The sequence below is a fragment of the Xanthomonas sp. CFBP 8152 genome, assembly GCF_014199025.1.
GTDB classification, from domain to species: Bacteria; Pseudomonadota; Gammaproteobacteria; order Xanthomonadales; family Xanthomonadaceae; genus Xanthomonas; species Xanthomonas arboricola_B.
In genome coordinates this window covers 1-5,960 of the sequence record NZ_JACHNO010000012.1, presented here as the reverse complement: position 1 = coordinate 5,960, position 5,960 = coordinate 1, and the positions used below count along the sequence as shown (strand labels likewise).

Annotated in this window: 2 protein-coding genes, 2 tRNA genes and 3 rRNA genes; all 7 read right to left on the bottom strand. The window is 53.9% G+C overall.

All coding sequences use genetic code 11. The annotated features are described in order from the left end of the window. Positions 1-127 (bottom strand): DNA-formamidopyrimidine glycosylase family protein (locus FHT09_RS20025; RefSeq protein ID WP_276568355.1); only part of this gene is annotated, 127 nt, incomplete at its 3' end. Between the two features lie 226 nt (positions 128-353). Continuing rightward, positions 354-468: ribosomal RNA gene (gene rrf / locus FHT09_RS20020) — 5S ribosomal RNA — on the bottom strand. Positions 469-580: 112 nt separating this feature from the next. Further along, a 23S ribosomal RNA gene (locus tag FHT09_RS20015) occupies positions 581-3,461 on the bottom strand. 227 nt (positions 3,462-3,688) lie between these two features. After that, positions 3,689-3,765: transfer RNA gene (locus FHT09_RS20010), tRNA-Ile, on the bottom strand. A 19-nt stretch (positions 3,766-3,784) separates the two neighbouring features. Then, a tRNA-Ala gene (locus FHT09_RS20005) sits at positions 3,785-3,860 on the bottom strand. Between the two features lie 92 nt (positions 3,861-3,952). Further along, positions 3,953-5,499 (bottom strand): 16S ribosomal RNA (locus FHT09_RS20000). Together the 16S, 23S and 5S rRNA genes with 2 tRNA genes alongside form the textbook arrangement of a ribosomal RNA operon. A 233-nt stretch (positions 5,500-5,732) precedes the next feature. Then, a partial coding sequence (locus FHT09_RS20115; protein ID WP_219843008.1) for a hypothetical protein occupies positions 5,733-5,960 on the bottom strand: 228 nt, incomplete at its 5' end.

Here is a 5,960-nt window from a genome sequence, read left to right as displayed (position 1 = left end):
GCTCGATCTGTTCTGGGATGGGCCAGCGCAGGTCGGGACGCCGCAGGATGACGCCATGGATGCGTTGGCCGACCAGATGCGGTGCCAGGCCACGCAAGGTGGTTTCGACTTCGGGCAGCTCGGGCATGCAGGTCTCCAATCATCCAGGCCGGCGGTACGCCGGCACGGATCAATATGGTGGCCAACGGCGGTAAATCCAGCGGGTCGCCTGCGGGCATCGGTACGGCGCAGGAATTTCGCCTTGAGCGTCCGAGTGCAGCGGTGCTATTTGGCTTTGGCTTTGGCTTTTCGCAGCCAAATGTCGCGCAAAAAGAAACCCCCAGTCCTGTTGGACTGAGGGTTTCGGGTAAAGCCCCTGGCGATGACCTACTCTCGCATGGCTTGAGCCACACTACCATCGGCGCAGCTGCGTTTCACTTCCGAGTTCGGGATGGGATCGGGTGGTTCCACAGCGCTAATTTCACCAGGGAGACGGTTGGAGCAGCGCTTCACAGCGCTCGTCTCGCATAGGTAACTTGTGACGTAGCTTGCGTTTGGTGATCTACCAACGTTCGTTGGGACCAAGGCAACTTGAGGTTATATGGTCAAGCCGCACGGATCATTAGTATCAGTTAGCTCAATACATTGCTGTACTTACACACCTGACCTATCAACCACATAGTCTATATGGTTCCTTTAGGGGGCTTGTGCCCCGGGAAGTCTCATCTTGAGGCGCGCTTCCCGCTTAGATGCTTTCAGCGGTTATCGCTTCCGAACATAGCTACCCGGCAATGCCACTGGCGTGACAACCGGAACACCAGAGGTTCGTCCACTCCGGTCCTCTCGTACTAGGAGCAGCCCCTCTCAAACTTCCAACGCCCATGGCAGATAGGGACCGAACTGTCTCACGACGTTCTGAACCCAGCTCGCGTACCACTTTAAATGGCGAACAGCCATACCCTTGGGACCGACTACAGCCCCAGGATGTGATGAGCCGACATCGAGGTGCCAAACACCGCCGTCGATATGAACTCTTGGGCGGTATCAGCCTGTTATCCCCGGAGTACCTTTTATCCGTTGAGCGATGGCCCTTCCATACAGAACCACCGGATCACTAAGACCTACTTTCGTACCTGCTTGATCCGTCGATCTTGCAGTCAAGCACGCTTATGCCTTTGCACACAGTGCGCGATGTCCGACCGCGCTGAGCGTACCTTCGTGCTCCTCCGTTACTCTTTAGGAGGAGACCGCCCCAGTCAAACTACCCACCATACACGGTCCCTGATCCGGATAACGGATCTAGGTTAGAACGTCAAGCACGACAGGGTGGTATTTCAAGGATGGCTCCACCACAGCTAGCGCCATGGTTTCATAGCCTCCCACCTATCCTACACAGACGAACTCAACGTTCAGTGTAAAGCTATAGTAAAGGTTCACGGGGTCTTTCCGTCTTGCCACGGGAACGCTGCATCTTCACAGCGATTTCAATTTCACTGAGTCTCGGGTGGAGACAGCGCCGCTGTCGTTACGCCATTCGTGCAGGTCGGAACTTACCCGACAAGGAATTTCGCTACCTTAGGACCGTTATAGTTACGGCCGCCGTTTACTGGGGCTTCGATCAAGAGCTTCGCCTTGCGGCTGACCCCATCAATTAACCTTCCAGCACCGGGCAGGCGTCACACCCTATACGTCCACTTTCGTGTTTGCAGAGTGCTGTGTTTTTGATAAACAGTCGCAGCGGCCTGGTTTCTGCGACCCTCTTCAGCTATAGCTCGCATGAGCCACCAAAAAGGGTGCACCTTCTCCCGAAGTTACGGTGCCATGTTGCCTAGTTCCTTCACCCGAGTTCTCTCAAGCGCCTGAGAATTCTCATCCTACCCACCTGTGTCGGTTTACGGTACGGTCTTCGTGAGCTGAAGCTTAGGAGCTTTTCCTGGAAGCGTGGTATCAGTGACTTCGCCATAAAGGCTCGTCTCGGTGCTCGGTCTTAAAGGATCCCGGATTTGCCAAAGATCCAAACCTACCGCCTTTCCCCGGGACAACCAACGCCCGGTACACCTAACCTTCTCCGTCCCTCCATCGCACTCACGCGAGGTGCAGGAATATTAACCTGCTTCCCATCGACTACGGCTTTCGCCCTCGCCTTAGGGACCGACTAACCCTGCGTCGATTAACGTTGCGCAAGGAAACCTTGGGCTTTCGGCGTGCGGGCTTTTCACCCGCATTATCGTTACTCATGTCAGCATTCGCACTTCCGATACCTCCAGCAGACTTCTCAATCCACCTTCGCAGGCTTACGGAACGCTCCTCTACCGCGCATAAAACAAGTTTTATGCACCCCAAGCTTCGGTTCACTGCTTAGCCCCGTTAAATCTTCCGCGCAGACCGACTCGACCAGTGAGCTATTACGCTTTCTTTAAAGGGTGGCTGCTTCTAAGCCAACCTCCTGGCTGTCTATGCCTTTCCACATCGTTTTCCACTTAGCAGTGAATTTGGGACCTTAGCTGTGGGTCTGGGTTGTTTCCCTTTTCACGACGGACGTTAGCACCCGCCGTGTGTCTCCCGGATAGTACGTACTGGTATTCGGAGTTTGCAATGGTTTGGTAAGTCGCGATGACCCCCTAGCCATAACAGTGCTCTACCCCCAGTAGTATTCGTCCGAGGCGCTACCTAAATAGCTTTCGAGGAGAACCAGCTATCTCCGGGTTCGATTAGCTTTTCACTCCTAATCACAGCTCATCCCCGTCTTTTGCAACAGACGTGGGTTCGGGCCTCCAGTACCTGTTACGGCACCTTCACCCTGGCCATGACTAGATCACCCGGTTTCGGGTCTACTGCCCGCGACTATGCGCCCTTATCAGACTCGGTTTCCCTTCGCCTCCCCTATACGGTTAAGCTTGCCACGAACAGTAAGTCGCTGACCCATTATACAAAAGGTACGCAGTCACTCTTGCGAGCTCCTACTGCTTGTACGCACACGGTTTCAGGATCTATTTCACTCCCCTCTCCGGGGTTCTTTTCGCCTTTCCCTCACGGTACTGGTTCACTATCGGTCGGTCAGGAGTATTTAGCCTTGGAGGATGGTCCCCCCATATTCAGACAGGGTTTCACGTGCCCCGCCCTACTCGTCTTCACTGGAGTGGCCCTTTTAAATACAGGGCTATCACCTTCTATGGCCAATCTTTCCAGATTGTTTTTCTAAAGCCATTCCAGCTTAAGGGCTGCTCCCCGTTCGCTCGTCACTACTTAGGGAATCTCGGTTGATTTCTTTTCCTCCGGTTACTTAGATATTTCAGTTCACCGGGTTCGCTTCCAGCAGCTATGAATTCACTGCAGGATACTGCCGAAGCAGTGGGTTTCCCCATTCGGATATTGCCGGATCAAAGCTTGTTGCCAGCTCCCCGACACTTTTCGCAGGCTACCACGTCCTTCATCGCCTCTGACCGCCTAGGCATCCACCGTGTGCGCTTATTCGCTTGACCATATAACCCCAAGTTGCCTCGGAGCTACATGCCGTGTTGTGTGGGGTACAAAGCCACCAACGCGAACATACGACTCAATTATTTAGGGACTCGAAGTCCCCGCCTTAGCCTCAACGACACGTTTAGATAGATATCTCAAACGCTCGCTACGTCACAAGTTATAAAAGAACATGTATCAGCCTCAACGCTGATCCATATAAATTCTTAAGTGTGCACTACATTCAGAGTGGTGGGTCTGGGTAGACTCGAACTACCGACCTCACCCTTATCAGGGGTGCGCTCTAACCACCTGAGCTACAGACCCGAAGTCTTTTCACTCACTATGGTGGAGCCTGTCGGGATCGAACCGACGACCCCCTGCTTGCAAAGCAGGTGCTCTCCCAGCTGAGCTAAGGCCCCAAAAGGGACTTCGCATACCAGCCTGTGCCGGTATGAATCTCTGAATGCAGGTAATTTGTGAGGACGCCCGCAAGACGATGACGTCATGCTCAAAAGGAGGTGATCCAGCCGCACCTTCCGATACGGCTACCTTGTTACGACTTCACCCCAGTCATCGGCCACACCGTGGCAAGCGCCCTCCCGAAGGTTAAGCTACCTGCTTCTGGTGCAACAAACTCCCATGGTGTGACGGGCGGTGTGTACAAGGCCCGGGAACGTATTCACCGCAGCAATGCTGATCTGCGATTACTAGCGATTCCGACTTCATGGAGTCGAGTTGCAGACTCCAATCCGGACTGAGATAGGGTTTCTGGGATTGGCTTACCCTCGCGGGTTTGCAGCCCTCTGTCCCTACCATTGTAGTACGTGTGTAGCCCTGGTCGTAAGGGCCATGATGACTTGACGTCATCCCCACCTTCCTCCGGTTTGTCACCGGCGGTCTCCTTAGAGTTCCCACCATTACGTGCTGGCAACTAAGGACAAGGGTTGCGCTCGTTGCGGGACTTAACCCAACATCTCACGACACGAGCTGACGACAGCCATGCAGCACCTGTCTCACGGTTCCCGAAGGCACCAATCCATCTCTGGAAAGTTCCGTGGATGTCAAGACCAGGTAAGGTTCTTCGCGTTGCATCGAATTAAACCACATACTCCACCGCTTGTGCGGGCCCCCGTCAATTCCTTTGAGTTTCAGTCTTGCGACCGTACTCCCCAGGCGGCGAACTTAACGCGTTAGCTTCGATACTGCGTGCCAAATTGCACCCAACATCCAGTTCGCATCGTTTAGGGCGTGGACTACCAGGGTATCTAATCCTGTTTGCTCCCCACGCTTTCGTGCCTCAGTGTCAGTGTTGGTCCAGGTAGCCGCCTTCGCCACGGATGTTCCTCCCGATCTCTACGCATTTCACTGCTACACCGGGAATTCCGCTACCCTCTACCACACTCTAGTGACCCAGTATCCACTGCAATTCCCAGGTTGAGCCCAGGGCTTTCACAACAGACTTAAACCACCACCTACGCACGCTTTACGCCCAGTAATTCCGAGTAACGCTTGCACCCTTCGTATTACCGCGGCTGCTGGCACGAAGTTAGCCGGTGCTTATTCTTTGGGTACCGTCAGAACAATCGGGTATTAACCGACTGCTTTTCTTTCCCAACAAAAGGGCTTTACAACCCGAAGGCCTTCTTCACCCACGCGGCATGGCTGGATCAGGCTTGCGCCCATTGTCCAATATTCCCCACTGCTGCCTCCCGTAGGAGTCTGGACCGTGTCTCAGTTCCAGTGTGGCTGATCATCCTCTCAGACCAGCTACGGATCGTCGCCTTGGTGGGCCTTTACCCCGCCAACTAGCTAATCCGACATCGGCTCATTCAATCGCGCGAAGCCCGAAGGTCCTCCGCTTTCACCCGTAGGTCGTATGCGGTATTAGCGTAAGTTTCCCTACGTTATCCCCCACGAAAGAGTAGATTCCGATGTATTCCTCACCCGTCCGCCACTCGCCACCCATAAGAGCAAGCTCTTACTGTGCTGCCGTTCGACTTGCATGTGTTAGGCCTGCCGCCAGCGTTCACTCTGAGCCAGGATCAAACTCTTCACTTAAAATTACATGCCCGAAGGCAAATTACTTTAGCTGCAGAAGTTCAACCACTGGCAACTTATCGCTTGCAAAGCAATTAATATGTTGCATTTTGATTAAACGTCTGCAAGATGGACAATCATCCTTCCTGCAGGCGTCCGCACAAATTACCTGCGCACACTGTCAAAGAACATTGGGAAGTGGCCTCAGCGCCGTTCCCGTCAGCTTCGTCATTTCCGTCGAAGCGAGCCGCCCATTATAGCGGACTTTTTCTTGTCGTCAACACCTCATTTCGAGGTGGTTGACGCTGCTTCGTTTCAACCCGAAGGTTTTCTGCGAAGCGAGCCGGCCATATTAGCAGGCTTTTCATCTTCGTCAACCCCTCGTGAAGAGGAAGTTGCCGCCGCTGCACCTCAATCCGCCGTAGCGTCTTTCCGTGTAGCGAGCCGCCCATCATAGCCGGCTTTTTCGTTTCGTCAACACC